The sequence below is a fragment of the Parazoarcus communis genome (genome assembly GCF_003111665.1).
Classification (GTDB): Bacteria; Pseudomonadota; Gammaproteobacteria; order Burkholderiales; family Rhodocyclaceae; genus Parazoarcus; species Parazoarcus communis_B.
Genome location: NZ_CP022188.1, coordinates 4,083,386 through 4,104,777 on the forward strand (window position 1 = coordinate 4,083,386; position 21,392 = coordinate 4,104,777).

A 21,392-nucleotide genomic window follows, 5' to 3' on the forward strand; every position below is an offset into this window, starting at 1 on the left:
ATTCACAGGCCATGACTGTTACAGCCCCCGACATGCTGGTCGGCGCCAGCTCTGACTTCCTGAAGCGCTTCTCCCCCTTCAACCGGATGGAGCCGGAAGCGCTGGCGTTTCTGGCGCAACGGGCTGCGCTGGCTTTCCATGCGCGCGGCAGCGAGATTCTGACCCCGGAAATGGGGCAGGCGAGGCACTTCTACATCATCCAGCGCGGCAAGGTGCAGTCGCGTCAGACCGGCGCAACCGTGGTCACCGAATACGCCAGCATGTCGATGGGCCCCGGCGAGTGCTTCCCGATCGGCGCCATTTCGGCCAGCCGGCCCTCGACCAACGCCTACGTGGCGGTCGAAGACAGCTTCTGCTTCCAGATCACCGCCGACGACTTCATGCAGCTGATGCAGATGAGCCCGGTCTTCCATCTCTTCTGCACCCAGTACATTGCCAGTCTGCTCAACCAGTCGCGACAGCAGCTCCAGACCACCTTCTCGCAGCGTGCGGCAGAACAGCAGACCATGACCACGCCGCTGGCCCAGCTGGTCAAGCAGGAGCCGGTCTTCGTCGGCCCGGATTGCAGCACTCGTGAAGCACTGGAAAAGATGGCAGAGCTTCACATCGGCTGCATGGTCATCGCCGATGCCGAGCAGCGTCCGCTCGGGGTGCTCACCCAGAGCGACCTTCTGCCACGCTTGCTGCTGCCTGGCGTAGACCTGTCCCTCCCGATCAGCGAGGTCATGACCGCCAACCCGCACGAGCTGCTCAGCACGGCTTCGGCCTATGATGCCGCCCTCGCGATGGCGACCCACGGCGTTCGCCACCTGCTGGTCATCGACGCCGATGGCAGGCTGCAAGGCGTGGTGTCGGAACGCGATCTGTTCTCCCTGCAACGCATCAGCCTGCGTCAGATCCGCGCCGGCATCGAGAGTGCAACCGACGCCAAGGCACTGCAACGCGCAAGCCAGGACATCCGTCAGCTGGCGCTGAACCTGATCGCCCAGGGCATCGGCGCCGAACAGCTCACGCAGTTCATCTCCGCGCTCAACGATGCGCTGACGCGCCGCATCATCAGCCTCGCACTTGAACATCACGACCTGTACGGCATTGATTTCGCGTGGCTGTCCTTCGGCTCCGAGGGGCGACATGAGCAGACGCTGTCGACCGACCAGGATAACGGCATCATCTGGGTCTGCCCCGAACTGCAGGAGCTCGAGAAACTGCGGGTCCGGCTGGTCAAGTTTGCGCGCGAGGTCAATGACAATCTTGCCGCCTGCGGTTTCCCGCTGTGCAAGGGCAACATCATGGCGAGCAACCCCGACCTGTGCCTCACGCTGGACGAATGGCGCAGCCGTTTCGGCAGCTGGATTCGCGAGCCCGATCCGCAAGCCCTGCTCAATGCGTCCATTTTTTTCGACTTCCGCGTCCTCTACGGCAACGAACGGCTGGGCGACCACCTGCGCGCCTGGCTCAACAAGAGCGCAAAATCGAACGCCACCTTCCAGCGCATGATGGCAAGCAATGCGCTGCAGGTCGTGCCGCCACTGGGCCGCATCCGCGACTTCGTGCTCGACGATGACGGCATGATCGACCTGAAGAAGTCCGGCGCACGCCTCTTCGTCGACGTCGCCCGCATCCTTGCACTGCGCACCGGCGCCGAATCGAGCAGCACGGTCCAGCGCCTGCGACGGGCAGCGGTCAAGATGGGCGTGCCCAACGAAGAAGTGTCGGCCATCATCGACGGCTTTCACTTCATCCAGCTTCTGCGCCTGCGCTCGCAGCATCTCGATACCGAGCACGACGACGTCACCGACAACAAGGTGAACCCCGAGACGCTTAACGAACTCGACCGTCGCATCCTTAAGGAAGCCTTCCGCCAGGCACGCAAGCTGCAATTGCGCCTCAAACTGGATTACCAGCTATGAACTGGCTGGCCAAACTCATGGGCGGCCGCGACGGCGCCACAAGCCCCGACACCAACGTCCTGCAGACCATAGCGGACTGGAAAGCCCTCCCCGCCTGCGACCCAAACCGCCCGCATTTCGAAGCGAGATACACCATCGTCAATACCGAGGCGAGCGGTCTCAACCTCGATCACGACACCCTGCTGTCGGTTGCCGCGATCGGTCTCAACGAAGGCATCCTCACCCCCGACGACAGCTTCTACGCGGCCCTGGAACCACACCCCGCGGCAACACTGGCCGAGTTGCTCAGGTTTGCAGGCAAGGAACCGCTGGTGGTCTTCAATGCGGGATTCAACCGCAGCATGCTCGAGCGCGCCTTCGACACCCACCTCGGCTTCGTTCCGGAGCTGATCTGGCTCGATCTCTTCATTCTGCTGCCGACGCTCTTCCCCGACCGGATCAACCGCAACGCGCGGCTTGCCGACTGGATGGAAGCCTTCGACATCGAAACCTTCCAGCGCCATCATGCGCTCGGCGACGCATTCGTGATTGCCCAGCTCATGCTTGCCGCGCAGGCCCGTGCGCTGGCACAAGGCGTCAGTACGCCACGTGCGCTGGTCGAGATGGAGCGGGCGCGACGCCAGCTGCAGCGCCACACCTGACGCACTGCAGCACGCGTTCATCGTGCCGGTTCGGGCCACCGGGTAGTCTTGCGTCATCTTCGCGGTTTACAGGCACCGCCGTGGTGCGTATAGTCCGGGCGATGCGAATTTCCGTCCACCTTCTGCCCCTGCTGCTAAGCGCGCTGCTCGCGCTACCGGCAACCGTCTCCGCGCAGACGGCACCCACGGACGAAGTGACGGAACAGACAAACCTCATCGGGCGCTACACCAGCGCTGCCCAGAACCTCGTCAACGAGAGCATGGGCTACCTCGGGATTGGCTACCGTTTTGGCGGCACCTCGCCCGAAACCGGCTTCGACTGCAGTGGTCTGGTTCAGGCCGTCTTCCGCAACGCCCTCGGCCTTGACCTGCCGCGTACCGCCCATGAAATGGCAAACCGTGGCGACAAGGTAGCGAAACAGGAACTCAAGCCTGGCGATCTGGTGTTCTTCAACACCATGCGTCGCGCTTTCTCGCATGTCGGCATCTATCTCGGCGACGGACGTTTCGTGCATTCGCCGTCCAGCGGCGGCAGCGTGCGGGTCGAGAGCATGAGCACCAGCTACTGGGCCAAACGCTTCAACGGCGCCCGCCGACTGCTCGACGACGACGCATCCGGCACGGGCTCAAGCGCCACACTCACCAACTGAGCGGTGGCGGCAGCCGCTGCCGCCTGACGCAAGCGAGCGGTTCTGCTTCCCCGCTCCCCCCTTCCCAGCCTTAACATTCTTCGCACGACTGCGCGCTCAATGCCTGCGCCGGCCGGTTGCGCTCCGCTCGGGGCAGGCAGCGCAGCGATCGCAACTGTCCATCGCAATCCGTTTGCCCAAAGCCTGCTGCAGTGCGCACACCGAGCGCCGGCAACAGACCAGGCTCACCCCTTCGCGGCTGGCCGCCTCGCGGAAGCGCTGCATCACGTTGTGCCCGATGAAGTCGGTAAACAGAATCACCATCTCGATGCCCGCGGGCAAGGGCGCACTGCGCCGCTGGTGCGCACTGTCCCTGCCACTGACGTGCGCAGCGATCCGGATTCCGAACTGCTGCAACACATCGGGAATGTTTCCCAGACGATCGGCGCCAACGAGCAGGGCATTCATGACGAGTCCTTATTGAGAATGATTCGCAATCATGATGACCATAACAAGATCCATTTGCAAGTGCGAATTAATCTCGTTACCATCCAGACATCGACAACTCGCTCTGTAAGGCAAACACTTCATGATCAGAAAGGCTCTCGCATCCGCCCTGCTCGCAGGCTTTGGCATTTACGGTGCTCAGGCTCTTGCGGCCGACAACGAGGTCAACATCTACTCGGCACGGCACTACCAGACCGATGAAGCGCTCTACGGCAACTTCACCAAGCAGACCGGCATCAAGGTCAACCGGATCGAAGCCAAGGAAGACGAATTGCTCGAGCGTATCCGCAACGAAGGCGCGAACAGCCCTGCGGACGTCTTCATCGCGGTAGACGCTTCGCGCCTCGCCAACGCCGACGAAATGGGCATCTTCGCCCCGGTGAAGTCGAAGCTGCTTGAGGAGCGCATCCCAGCACATCTGCGTGCCGACAACTGGTTTTCGTACTCCACCCGTGCCCGCGTCATCGTCTACAACAAGGACATGGTGAAGGCCGAGCAGGCGCAGACCTATGAAGGCCTTGCTGACCCGGCGCTGAAAGGCATGGTGTGCACCCGTTCCGGCAGCCACCCCTACAACCTCTCGCTCGGCGCAGCGCTGGTGCAGCACGACGGCGCGGCCAAGACCGAGGAATGGGCCAAGGGCATCGTCGCCAACTTTGCGCGCGCACCCAAGGGCGGCGACACCGATCAGATCAAGGCGGTTGCCGCTGGCGAGTGTGGCATTGCCATCGCCAACAGCTACTACCTCGCCCGCCTGATGAACTCGACCAAGCCCGACGATCAGGCCGTGGTCGCCAAGATCACGCCGGTATGGCCCAACCAGAAGTCCTGGGGCACCCATATCAACGTATCCGGTGCGGGCATGCTGAAGACGTCCCCGAACAAGGCGGCTGCAGTCAAGTTCCTCGAGTACCTGGCATCCGATGAAGCCCAGGTGTATTTCGCCGATGGCAACAACGAATGGCCGGTGGTCGCCAGCGTGAAGGTCAGCAATCCCGCACTCGACAAGCTCGGTGCATTCAAGGCCGACACCCTGCCAATCCAGAAACTGGCCGACACGGTCGGTGAAGCGCAGAAGATCTTCGACCGCGCCGGCTATCGCTGATCACGCGTCCGCGAACGCAAACAGCCCACGCCACCCTTCCGGGGTGACGTGGGCTGTTTTTCTTCATGCCTCGCCAGCACAGCGGGCGCAAGGCCTGATCCACAAGCACTCATCCAGCCTTTGAATCCCTGCCTAGCGCATCGCGCTTCCGTGGCAGCGCGGCTTCCTCCCCCCGGTCATCGATCACTGCACGCTCTACCGGCACACCGCACAGCCGACGAAGCGTGCCCATGGCAAGCGCAGCACGCGCCCCCGCCCGACCCATCAAGCTGCCGGGAGCGAGGCTCCGACGAAAGGCTGCTGCGACGCTCCAGCGCCTCAGCCTGCGCGCCGCCCCTTGAGGATCTGCTGCGAAATCACGAACATCGGCAACAGCCCCACGACGACGATGGTCAGGGCCGCAGTCGAGGCCTCGGTCAGACGCTCGTCAGAGGCGAGCGTGTGCGCCTGCGTGGCCAGCGTATCGAAGTTGAAGGGGCGGATCACCAGCGTGGCAGGCAGTTCCTTCATCACATCGACAAACACCAGCAGCGAGGCGGTCAGCAAGCTGCCGCGCAGAATCGGAACATGCACCCGCCGCAGCGTTGCCCACTTCCCGTAGCCGAGGCTGCGTGATGCGTCGTCCATGCTCAGCGTGACCTTGCCCAGCGAGGACTCCACCGTCTGCAGGGATACGGTCAGGAAGCGCGCAAGATAGGCGTACACCAGTGCCGCGATGCCGCCCGTCAGAAGCAGCCCGGGATTCACACCGAACGCGGCTTCCCACCACGCGATCAGCCAGTTGTCGAGCCGCGTCACCGGAATCAGCACGCCGACCGCAATCACGGAGCCCGGGACTGCATAGCCCAGCCCGACGATCCGGTTCAGCACCAGCGGCAGCCGCGAACGTGCCATGCGTGCAGCGTAGGCCAGCACCACCGCCAGCACCACCGCCAGCACTGCCGTCACCGCCGCCAGGGTGAAGCTGTTGCTCGCGAGTTGCACGAAACGCTCGCCGAACTGCGCATCGCCATCGCCGAAGGCCATCCGCAACAGCAGGCCCGCCGGCAGCAGAAAGCCGAAGAACAGCGGCATGAAGCACGCAAATGCCGCAACTGCGCCCGCCAGCGGCGAGAGCCGATGCCGTATCGTCGAACCGGCATTGCGCGATGTGTTGTTGAAACGCGCCCGCCCACGCGTCGCTCGTTCGAGCGCCAGCACGATGACCACGAACAGCAGCAGTGCGGCCGACAGCTGAGCGGCGGCAATGCGGTCACCGAGCGAAAACCAGGCACGATAGATACCGGTGGTGAAGGTCTGTACGCCGAAGTAGGCAACCGTGCCGAAATCGGCAAGCGTCTCCATCAGGGCCAGGGCAGTGCCGGCGACCACCGCCGGACGGGCCAGCGGCAGCGACACGCGGAAGAAGCATCCCCACGGCCCGAGACCAAGCGAACGCCCCGCCTCGAGCATGCCGCCGGCCCGCTCCAGAAAGGCAGAGCGCGAAATCATGTAGGCGTAGGGATAGAGCACGAACATGAACATGACCACCGCGCCACCCACCGTTCGTACGTCAGGAAACCAGTAGTCGGCCCGGGTCCAGCCAAACGTGTCGCGAAGCCAGGTCTGTACCGGCCCGACAAACTGCAGAAAGTCCGTATACACATAGGCCATGACGTAGGCCGGCACGGCCAGCGGCAGGATCAGCGCCCACTCGAAGACGCGCCGCCCGGGAAAGTCATGCATGGTCGTCAGCCACGCGGTGGTCACCCCGATCGAGGACACGCCAAGACCGACGCCAATGCACAGAATGACCGTATTGCTCACGAACTCGCCCAGCACCGTGTCGGCCAGATGCGACCACGTGGCGGTCGTCCCGCCAACGAATACGTTCGAGAACACCGACAGCACCGGCGCTGCGATCAGCATCGCGATGACGACGGCCACCGCTGTCAGCCACGACATGCGCAAACCAAAGCGCCCTTCCCATCCCCTGACTCTCATCCTGCTCCCGATATCCCGTATCGCCATGGGCTGAGGCGATCTTACAAGTAAATTATAATTGATCGCATTTCGATCGCTGCAATGCAATAATCCCACAACCTGCACTGGACCGTTAAATCATGTCCCTTCTGCAACTCGTCGACATCGATCTGGCATACGCCGGCAACCGTGTTGTCAAAAGCCTGTCGCTCAGCCTCGAAAAAGGCAGCATCGGCTGCCTGCTGGGTCCGTCCGGCTGCGGCAAGACCACGGTGCTCAGGTGCATCGCCGGTTTCGAACCGGTGTCTGCGGGTGAAATCCTGCTCGACGGAGCGGTCGTGAGTCGCAAGGGCTACAACCTCGCCCCCGAGCGCCGGCGCGTGGGCATGGTATTCCAGGACTACGCCCTCTTCCCCCACCTCACCGTCGCCGAGAACATCGCCTTCGGTCTGCGTGACCGCGGACGCGACGAGAAGCGCGACCGGGTGGACGAATTGCTGGCGCTGGTCGGGCTCGGCACGCAGGGCAACAAGTATCCGCACGAGATGTCGGGCGGTCAGCAACAGCGCGTCGCCCTTGCACGCGCACTCGCACCGGCGCCGAGCCTGCTGCTGCTCGACGAGCCCTTCTCCAACCTCGACGTGGAACTGCGCGAGCGTCTTTCGCACGAGGTGCGCGACATCATCAAGGCCACCGGGACGACAGCGATTCTCGTGACCCATGACCAGCATGAGGCATTCGCGGTCGCCGATGAGATCGGCATCATGCACGAGGGCCGGATCCAGCAGTGGGACACCCCCTACAATCTTTATCACCGTCCGCAGAATCGCTTCGTCGCCGACTTCATCGGCCAGGGCGTGTTTCTGCCCGGCATGGTGCTCAACGACGGCCGGGTACAGGTCGAGATCGGCACCCTGCGCAGCGACGTGCCCATCGAATGCACTACCAGTTGCGACAACTGCGAACGCAATTGCAGCCTCGACGTATTGCTGCGCCCCGACGATGTCGTGCATGACGACGCCAGCCCGATGCGCGGCGAGGTGGTGCACAAGGCCTTTCGCGGCGCGGACATCCTGTACACCCTGAAGCTCGCCAGCGGGGCGAAAGTGCTCTCGCTGGTACCCAGCCACCACAACCACGCCATCGGGGAGCGCATCGGCATCCGCCTGGACGTGGACCACGTCGTGACCTTCAGGGGCAGCGAGGCCGGCGCAGGCACCCTGCAACTCGTTCAGCTCCCGGGATGATTCCATGGCTGGCCGGCGCACCGGCATTTCCGCCCCTTGAATCCGCGCTTGTGGAACCGAACGGCCTGCTTGCGGCTGGCGGCGCGCTGACACCCGAATGGCTGCTGGCCGCATACCACCGGGGCATCTTTCCCTGGTTCAGTGGTGGCGAACCCATTCTGTGGTGGAGCCCCGACCCTCGCCTGGTACTGACACCCGGAGACGTGCGGATTCGGCGCTCACTGCTCAAAGTCCTGCGCCAGAGACGGTTCGAGGTCCGGGTCGACACGGCTTTCGCCGCCGTGATGGCCGAATGTGCAGCCCCCCGGGAACCTGAGGGCGGGACCTGGATCACACCGGACATCCAGGCTGCCTATCACCGCATGCATGAGCTCGGCTATGCCCACAGCGTGGAATGCTGGCGCGAAGGCGAACTCGTGGGCGGGCTCTACGGCATGGCGGTCGGGCGGGCATTTTTCGGCGAGTCGATGTTTTCGCGCGAGACGGACGCCTCGAAAGTGGCCCTCGCACACCTCGCCCGCCTGCTTGAACAGCGCGATTTCGCCGTGATAGATTGCCAGATGACAACGCCTCACCTGCTTTCAATGGGAGCGCGTGAGATTCGTCGCAGCGAGTTTGCCGCAGGTCTGGAACGATGGACGCGGGAAGGCGAGCCGCCGGGACAATGGCCATCCGGGCCGTTGCAGGGAATCGACTGGAACCATAACGCCGCTGCAGGAGCTACAGGCGAACATCTATGCAACAGGACTACCCCTACGCTCTGATCCAGTTTTACGCGACAGCGCCGTATGCCTGCTCCTATCTTCCCGACCGCGTCGCGCGCTCGCAGGTGGCCACGCCCGGGCATCTGATCGACCCTCAGGTGTACAGCGACCTCGTTCGCAGGGGTTTCCGTCGCAGCGGGCTGTTTACCTACCGCCCCCACTGTGATCACTGCCAGTCCTGCGTACCGGTGCGAATCGCCGTCAACCGCTTCACCCCCGACCGCAGCCAGCGCCGTGCCTGGTCCCGTCATTCCGGCCTCGAAACCAATGAATGCGGGCTAGAGTTTTCCGAAGAGCACTACCGGCTGTATCAGCGCTACCAGGCATCGCGCCACGCGGGCGGCGGCATGGATCTGGACAATCGCGAGCAATACACACACTTCCTGCTGCAAAGCCATGTCGATACCCGGATCGTCGAATTCCGCGACGAAGGCAAGCTGTGCATGGTCAGCGTCATCGACCGCCTGACCGACGGCCTGTCCAGCGTCTACACCTTTTACGATCCGGACGCGGAGCGCTGCGCCTTCGGCACCTACGGCATCCTGTGGCAGATCGAAGTCTGCCGCCGCCTTCGCCTGCCCTATCTATACTTGGGCTACTGGATCGCCGAGAGCCAGAAAATGGCCTACAAGGCGCGTTTCCGCCCGATTGAAGCCTATCGGCGCGGGGAATGGGGCCCGCTTGACGTCGAGGCTTAAGCGCTGCACTGATACATTGCGGACAGCCGCATCGCTTAGCACCGGCCGAATCGTTACAATCCGGCCCCATGCTCTACACCATCGCCCGCCCGCTCCTGTTTTCGCTCGACGCGGAAACCGCCCACGAGTTCACCCTCGCCTCGCTCAACCTCGCCGGTCGCATCCTGCCTGCCGGCAAACCGGCCGCTTCCGAAGCGGTCGAGGTGATGGGCCTGAACTTCCCCAACCGTATCGGCCTCGCTGCCGGTCTGGACAAGAATGGCGAAGCCATCGACGGGCTCGCTCTGATGGGCTTCGGTTTCATCGAGATCGGCACCATCACGCCGCGCCCGCAGCCGGGCAATCCGCGTCCGCGAATGTTCCGCCTGCCCGAAGTGCGCGGCATCATCAACCGCATGGGCTTCAACAACCATGGTGTTGATGCACTGGTCGCCAACGTCAGCAGGGTCAAGTTCAAGGGCATTCTCGGCATCAACATCGGCAAGAATTTCGACACGCCAATGGAGAACGCAGCGGACGACTACCTGATCTGCCTCGACAAGGTCTATCCGCACGCAAGCTACGTCACCGTCAATATTTCGTCGCCGAACACCAAGAACCTGCGACAACTTCAGGGCGAGTCGGAGCTCGACGACCTGCTCGGCAAGCTCAAGGCCGCGCAGACCCGCTTGGCCGACACCCACGGCCGCTACGTCCCGCTGACGCTGAAGATTGCGCCCGACCTCGAACCCGAACAGGTCATCAATATTGCAGATGCACTGCGCCGCCACCGCATCGACGGCGTGATTGCCACCAACACCACCATCGCACGCGACAAGGTGCAGGGCGTGCGCTACGGCGAACAGCAGGGCGGCCTGTCGGGTGCGCCAGTGTTCGAAGCCTCAACCGCGGTCGTGCGCCAGTTGGCACAGGCGCTTGGCGGCGAGTTGCCGATCATCGCCGCCGGCGGCGTGCTCGACGGCCGTGGCGCCAAGGCAAAGATCGACGCCGGAGCGAGCCTCGTTCAGCTCTATAGCGGACTGGTCTATCGCGGCCCCGAACTCGTGCGCGAATGCGTGCGTGCAAGCGCCTGAGGCGCTTACGCACTTAAATGCATAAAGCTATAACGCGTCCGGGCTTGAGTGGCCCGGTGCTCAAGGGGATAATCCAGCGGTTAATCCCGGCCATCGGATCATGAGCAGCTATATTTTCGTTGTCATCGGCGCAGTTCTGGTCAACAACGTGGTTTTCGTCCGTATTCTCGGCCTGTGCCCCTTCATGGGCGTCTCCAAGAAACTCGAAACTGCGGTTGGCATGGGTGCGGCCACCACCTTCGTGCTTACACTGGGCGCCGGCTCCAGCTACCTGATCGATCACTACCTTCTGGTACCGAACGATCTCGCGTACCTGCGCACGCTGTCCTTCATCGTGGTGATTGCCGCAATTGTTCAGCTGACCGAACTCGTCATCCAGAAGACAAGCCCCTTGCTGCATCAGGTGCTCGGCATCTACCTGCCGCTGATCACCACCAACTGTGCGGTGCTGGGCGTCCCGCTGCTCAACGTCGGCCTGCGCCACAACCTTCTCGAATCGCTGCTGTTCGGTTTCGGCTCCTCGATCGGCTTCACCCTCGCCCTGGTGCTGTTTGCAGGCATCCGCGAACGACTCGACGGCGCAGATGTTCCGCAGCCGTTCAAGGGCACCGCGATCGCCATGATCACCGCAGGCTTCATGAGTCTGGCCTTCATGGGCTTTGCCGGACTGGACCGTTTTCATTGATGTTTGTCACCACGTCACCGACGAAGACGCACATTCCTGATCTGGCGCAACCCCGTGCAGCGCGCTGCGGATTACGCTCGCACCCACTGATCGACTGAATCCGAATGCTCTCTGCCCTACTCATCATGACCGGGATCGCCCTGGTGCTCGGCGCAGCACTGGGCTATGCCGCCATCCGCTTCAAGGTGGAAGGCGACCCTCTGGTCGAGAAAATCGATGCCATCCTGCCGCAAACACAGTGCGGCCAGTGCAGCTACCCGGGATGCAAGCCGTATGCCGAAGCCATCGCGAAGGGCGAGGCCGACATCAACCAGTGCCCTCCCGGTGGCGAAGAGGGCATCCGCAAGCTCGCCGACCTCCTCGGGCGCGAGTTCAAGCCGCTCTCCGAAGAACATGGCGTCGAAAAGCCCAAATCCGTGGCCCTGATCGACGAGCAGACCTGCATCGGCTGCACCTTGTGCATTCAGGCCTGCCCGGTGGACGCCATCGTTGGCGCGGCCAAGCAGATGCATACCGTCGTCGAGCCCCTGTGCACCGGGTGTGAGCTCTGTCTTGCACCCTGCCCTGTCGACTGCATCACCATGGTGCAGGTACCCGACACGGTGCAGACTTGGAAATGGAAGTATCCGGTCATCGAAATCAGGAAATCTGCATGATCGCGCGCCTGTTCAATTTCCGTGGCGGGGTCAAGCCCGACGCGCACAAGAACGAATCGGCAAACGCCCCCATTCAACCGGCGCCAATGCCGTCCCGCCTGGTCGTCCCACTGCGCCAGAGCACACGTGCAACCGCGCGCTGCATCGTCAGCCCGGGCCAGCACGTGCTCAAGGGTGAGCGCATCGGCGAAGCGGAAGGCACGCTCGGCACCGCGGTGCACGCGCCGACCTCCGGCACCGTTGTTGAATTCGGCCTGCATCCGCTGGCCCACCCGTCGGGTCTCAATACCCGTTGCGTGGTGATCGAGCCCGACGGCGAGGATCGCTGGATAGACCATCAGCCCTTCGACTACCATGCAGCGACGCGAGAGCGGACGCTTGCACAGCTGCGCGACTGCGGCATCGTCGGCCTCGGTGGCGCCACCTTTCCCAGCCACGTAAAGCTCGGCCGCGGCAGCGGCATCGACACCCTGATTCTGAACGGCGCAGAGTGCGAACCCTGGATCACCTGTGACGACAGGCTGATGCGCGAACGCGCCGCCGACATTCTTGCCGGCGCCACCATCCTTCGCGAACTCATCGGCGCGCGCCGCCTCGTGATCGGCGTCGAAGACAACAAACCCGAAGCCATTGCCGCAATGCAGGCGGCAGCAGGCAGCGTCGAAGGCGACGTGGCGGTGATCGCGGTTCCTTCGCTCTACCCCGCGGGCGGCGAGAAGCAGCTGATTCGTGTCCTCACCGGCGTCGAGATTCCCTACGGCAAGCTCGGCGCGGAGTTTGGCGTCCAGTGTTTCAACGTCGGCACCGCCCATGCGGTGTACCGGGCACTGGCTCACGGCGAACCGCTGGTGTCCCGTGTGCTCACGCTGACCGGCAACGTCGCCCGTCCCGGCAACTACGAGGTGCTGATCGGTACGCCGATTTCGCACCTGCTCACGCTGTGCGAGCCCAAGCCCGATACCGACCGCACCCTGATGGGCGGCCCGATGATGGGCTTCGCACTGCCGCGCCTGGACGTCCCGGTGGTCAAGGGCACCAACTGCATCATTTCGGCCTCGCCCGCGCTGTTTCCGCCACCACCGCCCGAGCAGCCCTGCATCCGCTGTGGCGAATGTGCGCGTGCCTGTCCTGCCGAACTGCAACCCTTTGAACTCTACTGGTTCAGCCGCGCCCACAACTTTGGCAAGGCCCAGGAATACAACCTGTTCGACTGCATCGAATGCGGGTGCTGCAGCTACGTCTGCCCGTCCCACATTCCGCTTGTCGATTACTACCGCTTTGCCAAGAGCGAGATCTGGGCCCGCGAGCGCGAAAAGTCGGCGGCAGATCAGGCGCGCGACCGGTTCGAGTTCCGTAATTTCCGTCAGGAACGCGAGAAGGAAGAAAAAGCCGCAAAGCTCGCTGCGAAGGCTGCGGAAACCCGTGCAAAACTGGCGGACAAGGACGCGACCGCTCCGGAAGCGGCAGCAAGTAGCGATGCCGACCCCAAGAAGGCGCTGATCGCCGCAGCCCTGGCCCGTGCCAAGGCACAGAAGGACGCCGTGCAGGCGCGCAACACCGAAGCGCTGAGCCCGGACACCGAAAAAGAGATCGCCGAGATCGACGCACGCCGGATCAAGGCTGCACTGGTCGATCCTGCTGCGCCCGCCGGTGACGCCCCATCCGAACGCTCACCCGAATCCACCTCCTGAGCCGATGATCCACTCTCCCTACATCCGCAAACCGGCGAGCGTTCAGCGCGTCATGCTCAACGTGCTGCTCGCGCTCACCCCCGGCATCGCCGCGTATGTGTGGCAGATTGGCGCCGGCATTCTGGTCAATCTGGCCATCGCATCCGTCACTGCGGTCGCCGCCGAAGTGCTGATGCTCACTTTGCGCAAGCGCCCGGTCATGCTGGCCGCTACCGACCTTTCTGCTGTCGTCACCGCATGGCTGGTAGCGCTCGCCTTTCCGCCCATCGTGCCGTGGTGGCTCACCATGTTCGCCGTGCTCGTCGCCATCGTTGCGGTGAAGCACCTCTATGGCGGTCTCGGGCAGAACCCCTTCAACCCGGCAATGGCCGCCTACTGCACGATGATCGTGGCCTACCCGTCCCTGATGTCGCAGTGGCCTGCTGCCGGGGCAGTGAGCTTCGACACCCAGCTTCAGCTCATTCTCGGCGGACTGCGCGAACTTGATGCGGTCACCGGCGCGACCGCCCTCGATACCCTGCGCACAGGCCTGCGTGGCGACACCAACGTCAGCGCACTGCTGCAAACCAACACCTACGGTCTGCTGGGCGGACGTGGCTGGGAGTGGATTGGCGGCGGCTATCTGCTCGGCGGGCTGTTCCTGCTGCTGACCCGGACCATCACCTGGCACCTGCCCACCGGCTTTCTTGCCGGCCTGGCGGTCACCTCCGGCGTATTCTGGCTCTTCCACCCCGACCAGTTCGCCTCGCCCCTGTTCCACCTCGCCACCGGGGGGGCAATGCTGGCCGCGTTTTTCATCGTCACCGACCCGGTATCGGGCGCGACCACGCCACGCGGCAAGCTCATCTTCGCAGCCAGCATCGGGCTGATCGCCTACCTGATCCGCGCTTTCGGCGCCTACCCGGAAGGCATCGCCTTTGCCGTACTGCTGATGAACATCTGTGTCCCCCTCATCGACATGAAGACCCAGCCCGCTGTCTTCGGCCATCGCGGAGGGCCGCAGTCGTGAGCAACAAGTATTCCGCCATGCGAACTTCGCTGCGGACCGCAGCGATCATGATCGTGTTCACCGTTGTGTTCACGGCGGTGATGGCCTTCACCTATGACACGACCCGCCCGGCAATCGAGGCCTCGGTACAGGAAGAGCAGATGCGCCTCATCAACGAGGTGCTGCCGCCCGACAGCTACGACAACGATCTGCTCGCCGACGCGATTACAGTCGCCGGTGAACAGGCGCTCGGCCCCGATGATGTCAAGCGCGTATGGCGTGCTCGCAAAGCGGGCGAACCGGTGGCCATGATTCTCGAAGCTGCGGCCAGCGACGGCTACGCAGGCCGTATCGCCTTCATCGTTGCGCTACGCGGGGATGGAACCGTCATCGGCGTCCGGGTGACAAACCACAAGGAAACCCCGGGACTGGGGGACTACATCGACCCGAAGAAGGACCGCAACAAGAAGCGCCCCTGGATCACCCAGTTCGAGGGCGTAAGCTGGTCCGAGGTCGGTAACGCAAAGTGGGCCGTTCGCAAGGATGGCGGCACCTTCGACTTCCACACGGGCGCAACCATCAGTGCCCGGGCCATGACCGGCGCAATCGCCCGCGCCGTCGCATTCGGCGTGACACGGGCAGACGCGCTGTTCGCCGCTGACGCAGGCAGCAAGCTGTAAGAGAGGCATTGCCATGAACATGCAGACATTTCGCGAAAGTGCCTTCAACGGCCTGTGGAAACAGAACCCCGGCCTTGCCCAGTTGCTCGGCCTCTGCCCGATTCTTGCCATCAGCACGAATATGGTCAATGCGGTCAGCCTCGGGCTGGCCACCATCCTGGTGATGTCGCTGGCCAACCTTGCGGTGGCAAGCCTGCGCAACTTCATCCCCTACGAGATCCGCATTCCCGTGTTCATTCTGATCATCGCCGCGCTCGTCACGGTGGTGGACCTGGCCTTCAATGCCTGGCTGCACAGCCTTTACCTCGTGCTCGGCATCTTCATTCCGCTGATCGTCACCAACTGCATCGTGCTGGCCCGGGTAGAGGCTTTTGCAGCAAAGAACGATGCCCTGTCCTCGACCATCGACGGGCTGCTGATGGGGCTCGGCCTGCTGTGGGTACTCGCCGTTCTCGGCGGGATCCGCGAGCTTATCGGCACCGGCACCCTGTTTTCGGGCATTGAGATGATCTTCCCGGACGCGTCCGCACTGGTGATCTTCGGCGACGACTACCCCGGCTTCCTGATCACCATCCTGCCGCCGGGCGCCTTCTTCGCGCTTGGCTGCCTGATCGCGATGTACAACACGATCAACACCCGGATCGCCGCTCGTGCCCGGCTGAAACCAGCCGCGACCGCCAGCGCCGACAGCGCAGCGCCGGAAGCAAGCCCTGCCGCCGGTTGAACATGGCCAAGATGAAGCGCGAGGCCATCGAAGAGTTCTTTCGCCGCCTCTCGGCAGCCAACCCGGCGCCGGAAACCGAACTTGAATACGCATCGCCATTCCAGCTGCTGGTTGCAGTCGTGCTTTCGGCGCAGGCAACGGACAAGAGCGTAAACCTCGCAACCCGCCGACTGTTTGCCGCCGCACCGACACCCGAGGCAATGATCACGCTCGGCGAGGAGGCGGTTGCCGAGCACATCAAGACCATTGGCCTGTTCCGCAACAAGGCGAAGAACACCGTCGCCCTGTCCCGCCTCCTGCTCGACCGGCATGGCGGCGAAGTGCCGCAAAGCCGCGAGGCGCTGGAAGCCCTGCCAGGTGTTGGACGCAAGACCGCCAACGTGGTCCTCAACACCGTTTTTCGCCACCCCGTAATGGCAGTGGACACTCATATCTTCCGTGTCTCCAACCGCACCGGCCTCGCCCCGGGCAAGGACGTCCTGGAAGTCGAACATGCGTTGATGAAACGCATCCCGAAAGAATATCTGCTCGATGCACACCACTGGCTGATCCTGCACGGACGCTATACCTGCACCGCACGCAAGCCCGCCTGCGAAGCCTGCATCGTGCGGGACCTGTGCGGATTCCGCGACAAGACGGTCTGATACGGCCGCACCCCAAACTCAGAGAGCGCCCATGTTCAATCCTTCACGCGACCAGGTTCGCACCTTTTTCATCGACGCCTGGCGAAAGCACACGGGGCGCGAGGTGCTGACCCCACTCGAGACCATCGCCGCCGACATCCTGCAGAACCACCCCGAATACCATGCGCTGGTCGAGGACCCGGAAGCGGTCGATCGCGATTTCGCGCCCGAGGACGGGCAGGTGAACCCCTTCCTGCATCTGTCTCTTCATCTTGCGATCGAGGAACAGCTCTCGATCGACCAGCCGCCCGGGCTGCGCGCAGCCTTCGACGCCGCCTGTGCACAACGAGGCAATCGCCACGATGCGCTTCACGACGTACTTGAATGCCTCGGCGAGACCATTTTCAACGCCCAGCGCAATAACGCCCCACCGGATGGCCTGGCCTACCTCACCTGCGTACGCCGGCGGGCCGGCCTTCTGTGAGCCCGTGCCCGCGCCAGCCTCGACGCTGCGCTAACGCTTGAGTACCAGCCCGCTCTGGCTCGCAAACCACGCAGCGAGATCGGCCAGATCCTGCTTTTCGAGGTTCTCGACCTGGGCCGCCATGATCGGGTTCTTGCGCTCACCGCGCTTGTAGTCCAGCAGTGCGCGCAGCAGGTAATCCTCGTGCTGCCCGGCAATGCGCGGAAACTCCGGTGTCTGACTGTTGCCATCCGCACCGTGACAGGCCGCACAGACCGTTGATTTCTCCTTGCCCTTGAGGGGATCGGCGCCTTGTGCGAGACCAGCCGAAAACAGGCCGAGCACCAGCAGCGGGACCAGACAACGTCGGATTTGAGCACTCATCGCTCACCTCCGTAATAGGCTGCGAGGTCTGCCATGTCCTGCTCAGAGAGCGAACCTGCAATACCCTGCATGCTCTGGTGGCTTCGCTCGCCCGCCTTGTAGGCCTGGAGTGCGCGCACGATGTACTCCGGATGCTGCCCGCCCAGCTTCGGCACGGAGTACACCTCGGGAAAACTCGTCCTGTAACCCGGTATGCCGTGACAGCCAATACAGGCCGAGGTCTTTTCTTTTCCAGCCTCGGCACTCCCCCCCGCTGCCTGTACTCCTATGCTCGACGCCGCCATCATGGCAGCCAGAAGCAGATGTCGTCCCTGCATGGTGTCTCCTCTGTGTGAAGCAGGCTGAAGCGCATTTTTCCGACTGCATACCGTTCTCACCCGGCGCAATCTTGCATCTGGTTTTATGTCATGCGTGATTCATCGGGAACCCTAGCCCTATAATCGAGAAAAATTAATCAGAGGATTCCCGGATGTCCCAACTTCGCTTCGAAGGCAGCGAGCAGTACGTTGCCACACCCGACCTGATGCTTGCGGTCAATGCAGCCATTCGCCTGCAGCGACCGCTACTGATCAAGGGAGAGCCGGGCACCGGAAAGACCATGCTTGCAGAAGAGGTGGCGACGGCACTCGGCCTGCCCTTGCTGCAATGGCACATCAAGTCCACGACCAAGGCCCAGCAAGGCCTCTATGAATACGATGCAGTGTCGCGGCTGCGCGATTCACAGCTCGGAGACGATCGCGTCAAGGACATCTCCAACTACATCGTAAAGGGGGTGCTGTGGCAGGCCTTCGAAGCCGAGAATCCCACCGTCGTGCTGATCGACGAGGTCGACAAGGCCGACATCGAGTTTCCGAACGATCTCCTGCGTGAGCTCGACCGCATGGAGTTCCATGTCTACGAGACGCGCAAGACCGTTCGCGCACGCCATCGCCCCATCGTCTTCATCACATCGAACAACGAGAAGGAACTGCCCGACGCCTTCCTGCGCAGGTGTTTCTTCCACTACATCCGGTTTCCCGACCGCGATACCATGCAGCAGATTGTTGACGTGCATTTCCCCGGCATTCGCAAGGCCCTGCTGACCGAGGCGATGGAGGTCTTCTTTGGATTGCGCGATGTACCCGGCCTCAAGAAAAAGCCATCGACGTCCGAGCTCATCGACTGGCTCAAACTGCTGGTCGCAGAGGACATCCCGCCCGAGGCCCTGCGCTCGCAGGACAACAAGACCATCGTTCCGCCACTTGCAGGCGCGCTGCTGAAGAACGAACAGGACATGCACCTCTTTGAACGCCTCGTCCATATGGCTCGCCAGAACCGCTGAGATCCGAATCATGTTCAAGACACTCCTAAACTGGCTCTTCGGCCGTCGCACACCAACACCTGTACAGCAGCAGCCCGTCACCCAGGCTGCAGGCTTCGAGAAACTCAACCGCCAGGCGCCGCTGCGTGCAGGCCCGCCCGCCGCAGCAGCCACAGAGCCCGCAGCGGCCCCCCAAGAGATTGGCGCCACCTTCATCTGCCGGGAAGCGGTGCTCAACCGCAAACAGAAGATCGCGGGCTACCAGTTCCTGCTGCAGGAAGCAGCACGCAACCACATCCGGAACAGTTCCCGGCGCGTTCACCACCTCTACGCCGAAGTGCTGGTCAACAGCCTGGCACATGCCGACATTGGCAAGCTGCTCGGGCCGCGGTCGGCATACATCGACATCCCCGACTCCTTCATTGACCACGAATGCATCCTGCACCTGCCGGCGGCCAATACGGTCCTTGTCCTGACCCGCTTGCCCGACGCGGGCACACCGGCGCCCGATGCCCTGCTGGCGACGATCCGCCGTTTGCGTGCCATTGGATATCGCATCGGCCTGCCCGACCCGGTATCCGAACCAGGCTTTGCCGACCTGCTACCCGAAGCCGACGTCGTTATCGTCCGTGCCCCGCAACTCACCGCCGAAGCAGCCCTCGCGCTGACCGCAAGCATTGTCGAACGCGCTCCCCGGGCCACCTTGCTGGTGCGCGAACTGCCCGGCCTGGAAGACTTCAACTTCTGCTTCAAGCTGGGTGCCAGCCTCTTCCAAGGCCCCTTCATCACCAGCCGTGAGGATTGGAAAGACCACAATCTCGGTCCCAATTTCACACGCCTGGCAATGCTGGCCGGCAAGCTGCGCAAGCAGGCCGAGACCGACGAGATCGTCACGCTTCTGAAGCAGGACGCCGCACTGGCGGTCCGCCTGCTGCGATACATCAACTCTGCGGCGAACGGGTTGTCCGAGCACGTCTCCTCGATCGAGCGCGCGCTGATTCTGCTCGGCCGCGACAAACTCTACCGCTGGGTGATGTTGCTGATGTGCAGCACGGACGACAAGGAAGGGCGTGCTTCGGCCGTTCTTGAGACCGCGCTCGTCCGCGCCCGGATGATGGAACTGACAGGCTCAAGGCTCAGTGCGCCCGAACGCGAGTCCCTCTTTCTGACCGGACTGCTGTCGCTCATCGATGTCGTGCTGCAGGTGCCGATGGAACGTGCAATGACATCGCTTGCCGTTGCACCCGAGATCGAAGCGGCCATCATGCGCAGTGAAGGGCCCTACGCACCGCAACTCATGCTGGCCCAGGCATGCGAACGTGCCGATGCCGAGGCTATCCGCAGCGCGGCCGAGCGCAGCCAGACAACCCCGGAGGAGGCTGCCGAGTTCCATCTGCAAGCGCTCGCCTGGGCGCTGGAGATACAGCAGGCCGAGGCGTAATGCTGATCGACTTCTTTCTCCATCTGAAGGCCAGCCGCCTACCGGTTTCCACCCGCGAGTTTCTGAGCCTTCTCGAAGGCTTGCGCGAGGGCGTTTGCGGTCATTCTCTGGACGACTTCTATCTGTGGTCGCGCACCTGCCTGATCAAGGACGAAGCGCTCTATGATCGCTTCGACCAGGCATTCGGGACCTACTTCCGGGAAGTCTCCTCCCTGCCCGGTCTCGACGCCAACCTCCCTGAGGAATGGCTTCGGGCTGCCATGAAGAAGCACCTCTCCCCCGAAGAACAGGCCAAGCTCGAGAAACTCGGCTGGGACAAGTTGATGGAGACATTCCGCAAACGTCTTGAAGAACAGAAAGGCCGTCATCAGGGCGGGTCGAAATGGGTGGGGACCGGCGGCAGTTCGCCATTCGGCAATAACGGCACACACCCGGAAGGCATCCGCGTCGGCGGAGAATCGGCCGGCAACAGAACGGCGGTCAAGGTGTGGGACCGGCGCGAATTCCGGAACCTGGACGACAGCATTGAACTCGGCACGCGCAACATCAAGGTCGCACTGCGTCGCCTGCGTCGCTTTGCCCGTGAAGGCGCGGCAGAGGAACTGGATCTCGACGGCACCATCGCCGCCACCGCGCGTAATGCAGGCTGGCTCGACCTGATGATGCGGCCCGAGCGCCACAACGCAGTGAAGGTGCTGCTGTTTCTCGACGTCGGCGGATCGATGGACGACCACGTCAAGGTCTGCGAAGAGCTGTTTTCAGCCTGTCGCAGCGAGTTCAAGCATCTCGAGTATTTTTATTTTCACAACTGTGTCTATGAAACCGTGTGGCGCGACAGTACGCGTCGCCACACCGAACGCATCCCCTTGCAGGACGTCATTCATCGCTTTGGCCCCGACTACAAGCTGATATTCGTTGGCGACGCCACCATGAGTCCGTACGAAATCGTGCACCAGCACGGGTCGATCGAGCACATGAACGCCGAACCGGGCGCTGCATGGCTACGCCGCCTGCTCGATGCCTACCCCGCAGCAGCCTGGCTCAACCCGGAACCGGAGCGCCTTTGGGACTACCGCAAGTCCATCGAGCTGATTCGCCAACTCGTGGGCGAACGAATGTTTCCGATGACCCTGGATGGCCTGACCCGGACGATGCAGTCGCTATCGAAAAAACACTGAAGCGGTGCCGCCGTCAGGGCAAAAACCCTGCAGCACCGGCAGC

23 protein-coding genes are annotated in these 21,392 nt (G+C 63.0%); 19 read left to right on the top strand and 4 right to left on the bottom strand.

Features of this window, described 5'->3' with window-relative positions:
- Positions 1-11 precede the first annotated feature (11 nt).
- From CEW87_RS18605 to CEW87_RS18615, 3 genes are all read left to right on the top strand, one after another.
- Positions 12-1,910: a DUF294 nucleotidyltransferase-like domain-containing protein gene (locus CEW87_RS18605; protein WP_108975386.1), complete on the top strand. Its 1,899-nt coding sequence runs from the start codon at positions 12-14 to the stop codon at positions 1,908-1,910.
- A complete protein-coding gene (locus CEW87_RS18610) occupies positions 1,907-2,551 on the top strand; it encodes a 3'-5' exonuclease (RefSeq protein ID WP_108975388.1) in 645 nt (214 codons plus the stop codon). The genes CEW87_RS18605 and CEW87_RS18610 overlap by 4 nt, the downstream gene beginning before the upstream one ends.
- Positions 2,552-2,652: 101 nt before the next feature.
- Positions 2,653-3,201: a C40 family peptidase gene (locus CEW87_RS18615; RefSeq protein WP_199917059.1), complete on the top strand. Its 549-nt coding sequence runs from the start codon at positions 2,653-2,655 to the stop codon at positions 3,199-3,201.
- 96 nt (positions 3,202-3,297) lie between these two features.
- Here the strand turns inward: CEW87_RS18615 and CEW87_RS18620 are convergent, their stop codons facing one another.
- Positions 3,298-3,648: a DUF2325 domain-containing protein gene (locus CEW87_RS18620; RefSeq protein WP_108975390.1), complete on the bottom strand. Its 351-nt coding sequence runs from the start codon at positions 3,646-3,648 to the stop codon at positions 3,298-3,300.
- Positions 3,649-3,769: 121 nt separating this feature from the next.
- Between CEW87_RS18620 and CEW87_RS18625 the strand changes: the two genes are divergently transcribed.
- Positions 3,770-4,792 carry a Fe(3+) ABC transporter substrate-binding protein gene (locus tag CEW87_RS18625; RefSeq protein WP_108975392.1) on the top strand — a complete coding sequence of 341 codons (1,023 nt, stop codon included), beginning with the start codon at positions 3,770-3,772 and terminating at the stop codon, positions 4,790-4,792.
- Positions 4,793-5,110: 318 nt separating this feature from the next.
- Here CEW87_RS18625 and CEW87_RS18630 read toward each other — a convergent pair whose 3' ends face one another.
- Positions 5,111-6,736, bottom strand: a complete 1,626-nt coding sequence (locus CEW87_RS18630; protein ID WP_234421581.1) for an ABC transporter permease — start codon at positions 6,734-6,736, stop codon at positions 5,111-5,113.
- A gap of 158 nt (positions 6,737-6,894) precedes the next feature.
- Between CEW87_RS18630 and CEW87_RS18635 the strand changes: the two genes are divergently transcribed.
- The 12 genes from CEW87_RS18635 (at position 6,895) to CEW87_RS18690 (ending at position 17,067) form a co-directional block, all read left to right on the top strand.
- Entirely contained in the window at positions 6,895-8,001 is a 1,107-nt protein-coding gene (locus CEW87_RS18635) for an ABC transporter ATP-binding protein (protein WP_108948523.1), read from the top strand.
- Entirely contained in the window at positions 7,998-8,765 is a 768-nt protein-coding gene (aat, locus tag CEW87_RS18640) for a leucyl/phenylalanyl-tRNA--protein transferase (protein ID WP_108975396.1), read from the top strand. The genes CEW87_RS18635 and aat overlap by 4 nt, the downstream gene beginning before the upstream one ends.
- The gene (locus CEW87_RS18645; protein ID WP_108975398.1) at positions 8,738-9,463 is read left to right on the top strand and encodes an arginyltransferase; all 726 of its coding nucleotides are present in this window, start codon (positions 8,738-8,740) and stop codon (positions 9,461-9,463) included. Before aat ends, CEW87_RS18645 begins: the two co-directional genes overlap by 28 nt.
- 68 nt (positions 9,464-9,531) lie before the next feature.
- Positions 9,532-10,536, top strand: a complete 1,005-nt coding sequence (locus CEW87_RS18650) for a quinone-dependent dihydroorotate dehydrogenase (RefSeq protein WP_108975399.1) — start codon at positions 9,532-9,534, stop codon at positions 10,534-10,536.
- Positions 10,537-10,636: 100 nt separating this feature from the next.
- A complete protein-coding gene (gene rsxA / locus CEW87_RS18655) occupies positions 10,637-11,221 on the top strand; it encodes an electron transport complex subunit RsxA (protein ID WP_108948527.1) in 585 nt (194 codons plus the stop codon).
- Between the two features lie 104 nt (positions 11,222-11,325).
- Positions 11,326-11,877, top strand: coding sequence for an electron transport complex subunit RsxB (rsxB, locus tag CEW87_RS18660; RefSeq protein ID WP_108975401.1), 552 nt, complete (start codon positions 11,326-11,328; stop codon positions 11,875-11,877).
- Positions 11,874-13,568, top strand: coding sequence for an electron transport complex subunit RsxC (rsxC, locus tag CEW87_RS18665; RefSeq protein WP_108975403.1), 1,695 nt, complete (start codon positions 11,874-11,876; stop codon positions 13,566-13,568). The genes rsxB and rsxC overlap by 4 nt, the downstream gene beginning before the upstream one ends.
- Positions 13,569-13,572: 4 nt before the next feature.
- Positions 13,573-14,577, top strand: coding sequence for an RnfABCDGE type electron transport complex subunit D (locus CEW87_RS18670; RefSeq protein WP_108975405.1), 1,005 nt, complete (start codon positions 13,573-13,575; stop codon positions 14,575-14,577).
- Entirely contained in the window at positions 14,574-15,236 is a 663-nt protein-coding gene (gene rsxG, locus CEW87_RS18675; RefSeq protein WP_108975407.1) for an electron transport complex subunit RsxG, read from the top strand. Before CEW87_RS18670 ends, rsxG begins: the two co-directional genes overlap by 4 nt.
- Positions 15,237-15,249: 13 nt before the next feature.
- Complete coding sequence (locus CEW87_RS18680; RefSeq protein WP_108975409.1) at positions 15,250-15,960, top strand: electron transport complex subunit E; 711 nt, start codon at positions 15,250-15,252, stop codon at positions 15,958-15,960.
- A gap of 11 nt (positions 15,961-15,971) precedes the next feature.
- A complete protein-coding gene (gene nth / locus CEW87_RS18685) occupies positions 15,972-16,604 on the top strand; it encodes an endonuclease III (RefSeq protein WP_108977366.1) in 633 nt (210 codons plus the stop codon).
- A gap of 31 nt (positions 16,605-16,635) precedes the next feature.
- Positions 16,636-17,067 (top strand): DUF1841 family protein, encoded by a 432-nt coding sequence (locus CEW87_RS18690; RefSeq protein WP_108975411.1) that lies wholly within the window; start codon positions 16,636-16,638, stop codon positions 17,065-17,067.
- 30 nt (positions 17,068-17,097) lie between these two features.
- On the opposite strand, the gene CEW87_RS18695 is transcribed toward CEW87_RS18690, so the two are convergent.
- Positions 17,098-17,430: a c-type cytochrome gene (locus tag CEW87_RS18695; RefSeq protein ID WP_108975413.1), complete on the bottom strand. Its 333-nt coding sequence runs from the start codon at positions 17,428-17,430 to the stop codon at positions 17,098-17,100.
- Positions 17,427-17,747: a c-type cytochrome gene (locus CEW87_RS18700; protein WP_108975415.1), complete on the bottom strand. Its 321-nt coding sequence runs from the start codon at positions 17,745-17,747 to the stop codon at positions 17,427-17,429. The genes CEW87_RS18695 and CEW87_RS18700 overlap by 4 nt, the downstream gene beginning before the upstream one ends.
- Positions 17,748-17,899: 152 nt before the next feature.
- On the opposite strand from CEW87_RS18700, the gene CEW87_RS18705 reads away from it, so the two are divergent.
- Genes CEW87_RS18705 through CEW87_RS18715 form a run of 3 tightly spaced genes read left to right on the top strand, consistent with a single transcriptional unit; the run spans position 17,900 to position 21,349 of the window.
- A complete protein-coding gene (locus tag CEW87_RS18705) occupies positions 17,900-18,751 on the top strand; it encodes an AAA family ATPase (protein WP_108975417.1) in 852 nt (283 codons plus the stop codon).
- Positions 18,752-18,761: 10 nt separating this feature from the next.
- On the top strand, positions 18,762-20,171 hold the full coding sequence (locus CEW87_RS18710; RefSeq protein ID WP_108975419.1) for an EAL and HDOD domain-containing protein: 1,410 nt from the start codon (positions 18,762-18,764) through the stop codon (positions 20,169-20,171).
- A complete protein-coding gene (locus tag CEW87_RS18715) occupies positions 20,171-21,349 on the top strand; it encodes a vWA domain-containing protein (protein WP_108975421.1) in 1,179 nt (392 codons plus the stop codon). Before CEW87_RS18710 ends, CEW87_RS18715 begins: the two co-directional genes overlap by 1 nt.
- The last annotated feature ends 43 nt before the right edge of the window (positions 21,350-21,392 follow it).

What these genes read in the sequence shown, in the direction of transcription:
- CEW87_RS18605 (WP_108975386.1), top strand. Translation starts at nt 12, where the DNA reads ATGACTGTTACAGCCCCCGACATGCTGGTCGGCGCCAGCTCTGACTTC.
- CEW87_RS18610 (WP_108975388.1), top strand. Translation starts at nt 1,907, where the DNA reads ATGAACTGGCTGGCCAAACTCATGGGCGGCCGCGACGGCGCCACAAGC.
- CEW87_RS18615 (WP_199917059.1), top strand. Translation starts at nt 2,653, where the DNA reads ATGCGAATTTCCGTCCACCTTCTGCCCCTGCTGCTAAGCGCGCTGCTC.
- CEW87_RS18620 (WP_108975390.1), bottom strand. Translation starts at nt 3,648, where the DNA reads ATGAATGCCCTGCTCGTTGGCGCCGATCGTCTGGGAAACATTCCCGAT.
- CEW87_RS18625 (WP_108975392.1), top strand. Translation starts at nt 3,770, where the DNA reads ATGATCAGAAAGGCTCTCGCATCCGCCCTGCTCGCAGGCTTTGGCATT.
- CEW87_RS18630 (WP_234421581.1), bottom strand. Translation starts at nt 6,736, where the DNA reads ATGTCGTGGCTGACAGCGGTGGCCGTCGTCATCGCGATGCTGATCGCA.
- CEW87_RS18635 (WP_108948523.1), top strand. Translation starts at nt 6,895, where the DNA reads ATGTCCCTTCTGCAACTCGTCGACATCGATCTGGCATACGCCGGCAAC.
- aat (WP_108975396.1), top strand. Translation starts at nt 7,998, where the DNA reads ATGATTCCATGGCTGGCCGGCGCACCGGCATTTCCGCCCCTTGAATCC.
- CEW87_RS18645 (WP_108975398.1), top strand. Translation starts at nt 8,738, where the DNA reads ATGCAACAGGACTACCCCTACGCTCTGATCCAGTTTTACGCGACAGCG.
- CEW87_RS18650 (WP_108975399.1), top strand. Translation starts at nt 9,532, where the DNA reads ATGCTCTACACCATCGCCCGCCCGCTCCTGTTTTCGCTCGACGCGGAA.
- rsxA (WP_108948527.1), top strand. Translation starts at nt 10,637, where the DNA reads ATGAGCAGCTATATTTTCGTTGTCATCGGCGCAGTTCTGGTCAACAAC.
- rsxB (WP_108975401.1), top strand. Translation starts at nt 11,326, where the DNA reads ATGCTCTCTGCCCTACTCATCATGACCGGGATCGCCCTGGTGCTCGGC.
- rsxC (WP_108975403.1), top strand. Translation starts at nt 11,874, where the DNA reads ATGATCGCGCGCCTGTTCAATTTCCGTGGCGGGGTCAAGCCCGACGCG.
- CEW87_RS18670 (WP_108975405.1), top strand. Translation starts at nt 13,573, where the DNA reads ATGATCCACTCTCCCTACATCCGCAAACCGGCGAGCGTTCAGCGCGTC.
- CEW87_RS18680 (WP_108975409.1), top strand. Translation starts at nt 15,250, where the DNA reads ATGAACATGCAGACATTTCGCGAAAGTGCCTTCAACGGCCTGTGGAAA.
- nth (WP_108977366.1), top strand. Translation starts at nt 15,972, where the DNA reads ATGAAGCGCGAGGCCATCGAAGAGTTCTTTCGCCGCCTCTCGGCAGCC.
- CEW87_RS18690 (WP_108975411.1), top strand. Translation starts at nt 16,636, where the DNA reads ATGTTCAATCCTTCACGCGACCAGGTTCGCACCTTTTTCATCGACGCC.
- CEW87_RS18695 (WP_108975413.1), bottom strand. Translation starts at nt 17,430, where the DNA reads ATGAGTGCTCAAATCCGACGTTGTCTGGTCCCGCTGCTGGTGCTCGGC.
- CEW87_RS18700 (WP_108975415.1), bottom strand. Translation starts at nt 17,747, where the DNA reads ATGCAGGGACGACATCTGCTTCTGGCTGCCATGATGGCGGCGTCGAGC.
- CEW87_RS18705 (WP_108975417.1), top strand. Translation starts at nt 17,900, where the DNA reads ATGTCCCAACTTCGCTTCGAAGGCAGCGAGCAGTACGTTGCCACACCC.
- CEW87_RS18710 (WP_108975419.1), top strand. Translation starts at nt 18,762, where the DNA reads ATGTTCAAGACACTCCTAAACTGGCTCTTCGGCCGTCGCACACCAACA.
- CEW87_RS18715 (WP_108975421.1), top strand. Translation starts at nt 20,171, where the DNA reads ATGCTGATCGACTTCTTTCTCCATCTGAAGGCCAGCCGCCTACCGGTT.